General features: G+C 74.2%; 3 protein-coding genes. 2 read left to right on the top strand and 1 reads right to left on the bottom strand.

What is annotated here, in order from left to right; translation table 11 throughout:
- Window positions 1–218: 218 nt before the first annotated feature.
- Window positions 219–677 (bottom strand): MarR family winged helix-turn-helix transcriptional regulator, encoded by a 459-nt coding sequence (locus ACFE67_RS11255; RefSeq protein WP_375406971.1) that lies wholly within the window; start codon window positions 675–677, stop codon window positions 219–221.
- 59 nt (window positions 678–736) lie between these two features.
- On the opposite strand from ACFE67_RS11255, the gene ACFE67_RS11250 reads away from it, so the two are divergent.
- Both ACFE67_RS11250 and ACFE67_RS11245 read left to right on the top strand, forming a co-directional pair.
- Window positions 737–2803, top strand: a complete 2067-nt coding sequence (locus ACFE67_RS11250; RefSeq protein WP_375406970.1) for an MMPL family transporter — start codon at window positions 737–739, stop codon at window positions 2801–2803.
- Between the two features lie 118 nt (window positions 2804–2921).
- Window positions 2922–3446, top strand: a complete 525-nt coding sequence (locus ACFE67_RS11245; protein ID WP_375406969.1) for a phage holin family protein — start codon at window positions 2922–2924, stop codon at window positions 3444–3446.
- Window positions 3447–3452 lie beyond the last annotated feature (6 nt).

Raw genomic sequence — 3452 nt, 5'->3', positions numbered from 1 at the left:
CGGAATCGCAGCAGCAGCCCCGGTGGGGAGCGCAGCGGCTGTCGAACCGCACGGACGACGGCTTCGATCTCCGCCCGGGCGACATCGAGATCGGCGCCTCCGTGACCGCGGACTTCGCCGTCGAGACCCCCTCCTGACCACACCGTTCGTCGACCACGCCCGTTTCGGCGACGCGCCGTTCGGCTGCCCTCCGCGCAGGCCCGATCCGCGAAGAGCGCTCAGTCCCGCGCAGGATCCGCCCACTCCGCGTAGGCGGTCGTCGCCCGCTCCAGGAACCGGAGGATCGCCTCCCGGTCGGACTCGCTGGACCCCACGGCGGCGGCGTCGAGCGCCGCGATGAGGGTGTCGATGTGGCCGAGCACGTCGGCGACCGCGTCGCGGCTGGGCTGGAGGCGGATCCTGCGGCGGTCGGTCAGATCGCGGTGCCGCTCGACGTGCCCCGCGGTGGTCAGCCGGTCGACGAGCTCGGTGGCCGCGGCGGGGGAGAGCCCGAGCCGGTGCCCGAGCTCGCCCGGCCCGAGCGGCTCGCGAGCCCACGTCAGGTGGTTCATCGCCGCGAGATCGGTCGGGTGCATCCCCATCCGCCGCCCGAGCGCGGACTCGGACTCGGCCATCGCGGTCTGCAGGCGCCGCAGCGCACGGGTCTCCGGCTCGAGCTGCGGTGGGTCCTCGGCCATGCCCCCATTCTCTCTCCGTTCGGTGACCGTATAGTTCGGTCACCGAAGTAGGGGGTTCCATGGATCGGATCGCGGCGTTCATCTCCGGACGCCGGACGTCGTGGGTGACGTTCGTGCTCGGGTTCGTGGTCGTCGGCGCCCTGTTCGCGCTGCTCCCGCAGGCGGGTGCGGCCCCGGCGCCGGGAACGGGCCTCCCCTCCTCCGCCGACTCGCAGCGGGTGGACGCACTGCTGAAGCGGTTCCCGGGCGCCGACCGCACCGTGGCGATCGTCGTCTTCGACCGCGAGAGCGGCCTCACGAACGCGGATCGGGCAGCGATCGGCGAACGGGCCGCGGCGCTCGCGAAGCGCTCCGTGGTACCCCAGGCCGTGCGGCCGCAGGTCAGCGACGACGGCCGCGTCGCCGTCGTCGCGGTTCCGCTGAACGCGAAGCCGGCCGCGGACGACGCGACCGCGGTCGCCACCACCATCCGCGGTCTCGCGCGGGCGGACCTCCCGGCCGGGCTGACCGCGCGCGTCACCGGTCCGGTCGGGTTCCAGGCGGACATCGCGAACGCGTTCGCCGGCGCCGACTTCCGGCTGCTGCTCGTCACCGCGCTGGTCGTCGCGGTGCTGCTGATCGTGACCTACCGCAGCCCGCTGCTCTGGGTCGTGCCGCTCGTCGTCGTCGGTGCCGCGGACGGCCTCGCCCGAGTCGTCGTCGCAGCGGTCGCGACTCCGCTCGGGCTGAGCGTCGACGCCTCCATCTCCGGCATCCAGTCCGTGCTCGTGTTCGGCGCCGGCACCAACTACGCGCTGCTGCTGATCTCCCGGTATCGGGAGGAGCTGCGGCGGCTTCCCGACCCCCACGAGGCGATGCGGGTCGCCGTGCGCTCCGCCGGCCCGACGATCGCGGCGAGCGGCGGCACCGTCGCGGTGAGTCTGCTGACGCTGCTGCTCGGGGAGCTGTCCGGCAACCGGGCGCTCGGGGTCGCGTGCGCGATCGGCGTGGTGATCGCGATCCTCGCCGCGGTGCTCTGGCTGCCCGCCGCGCTCGTCGTCTTCGGGCGTCGTCTCTTCTGGCCGTTCGTCCCGAAGGCGGAGGCGGGGGCGAGCACCGCCGAGCGCGGTGTCTGGGTGTCGATCGGTCGGCGGGTCGCCCGCCGCCCGCGGGCCGTCGCCGTCGTCGCGGTGCTCGGGATCGTCGCGATGGGATCGGGACTGGCGGGGTTCCGCTTCGGGCTGTCGCAGACCGAGCAGCTGCTCGGGAACCCCGAGAGCGTGCAAGCGCAGCACCTCGTGGACCGCTCGTTCTCGGCGGGAGCCGGCGCGCAGACGATCGTGCTGGCGCCGACCGCGGTCGCCGACCGGGTTGCGACCATCGCGAAGGGCACGACCGGGGTCACGACGGTCACGTCGGGTGCGGAGGCGGTGGGCCGCACCGAGATCGATCTGCAGCTCGACGGCGCGCCCGCGAGCGATGCCGCCTTCACCTCCATCCGGGAGCTGCGCGCGGCGCTGCAGGACGCGGGCGGCTCGGTCGCGACGACGCTCGTGGGCGGCAGCGACGCGACCGCCTACGACCAGCGGCAGGCGCAGCAGCGCGACCAGACGGTGGTCGTGCCGTCGATCCTCGCGGTCGTCTTCGTGATCCTCGCGCTGCTGCTGCGGTCGCTGGTCGCGCCGGTGCTGCTGCTGGCGAGCGTGCTCGCGACGTTCCTGGCGAGCCTCGGGCTGGGGAACCTGCTCTTCCAGCACGTGTTCGGGTTCGCCGGCTTCGACGTGCAGGTGCCGCTGTTCGCGTTCCTGTTCCTGGTCGCCCTCGGCGTGGACTACAACATCTTCCTCACCGCCCGGGCGCGGGAGGAGCGCACGCGGCACGGCACCCGTGACGGAGTCGTGGTCGCGCTCGGCGCCACGGGCGGTGTGATCACGAGCGCCGGCGTCCTGCTCGCCGCGGTGTTCGTGGTGCTGGGGGTGCTCCCAGTGGTCGCGCTCGCGCAGATCGGCACGCTCGTCTGCATCGGCGTGCTGCTCGACACCCTCGTGGTCCGCACGCTGCTCGTACCGGCCCTCGTGCTGATCACCGGTGACCGCTTCTGGTGGCCGTCGCGGCGGGACGCGGCTCGGCCGGTGCGCACCTCATGAGATGGAGGCGCCGCGCCTCCTGCTGCTTCGAAGCGCACCACTCCCACGCCCCTCACCGCCGCCTCCGGCAGGGTTGAGCCACCCGCGCACGTTCCAGCGCGGCGCAGGAGGTGCGACGGTGAGTGACGAGAAGCCCGCGAGGCGGTTCGCGGCATCGGCCCTCCGGGGTCTGGTCGACGGGGTCGGCCACGACGTGTCCGACCGGGTGCGGCGGGAGATCGATGCCGCGCGATCGGAGGGGGAGGCGCGGCCGGCGCAGCGGGTGGCTGCCGCGGCGCTGGGCGGTGTCGTCGGCGGGGTCGGCCAGAACGTCGCCGCGCTGGTGCGCCAGGAGCTCGGCGCGGCGCGGACGGAGGCGGTCGGATCCGCGAGGGCCGCGGCACGGGGCGCCGGTCTGCTCGCCGTCGCGGCAGCGGCGGGCAACACCGCCGGGCTGTTCGTCGGGATCGCGATCTGGCGCGGACTCGGGAACCGGATCGGTTTCGCGCGATCGGCCCTCGTGGTCGCCGGCCTGTCCGCCACGGCCGCCGGGGTGCTCGCCTCCCGCGGCACCGCGGAGCTCGCCCGGGTGAAGCGGATGCCGACGGCATCGCACGAGAAGCCGGCCGTGGATCCGGAGGACGACCAGACCCGAGCGATGTGAGCCGCC

It is taken from the genome of uncultured Amnibacterium sp. (assembly GCF_964244015.1).
Lineage (GTDB): Bacteria > Actinomycetota > Actinomycetes > Actinomycetales > Microbacteriaceae > Amnibacterium.
The sequence above is the reverse complement of the archived record's forward strand: the minus strand, read 5'-3'. Positions and strand labels throughout refer to the sequence as shown.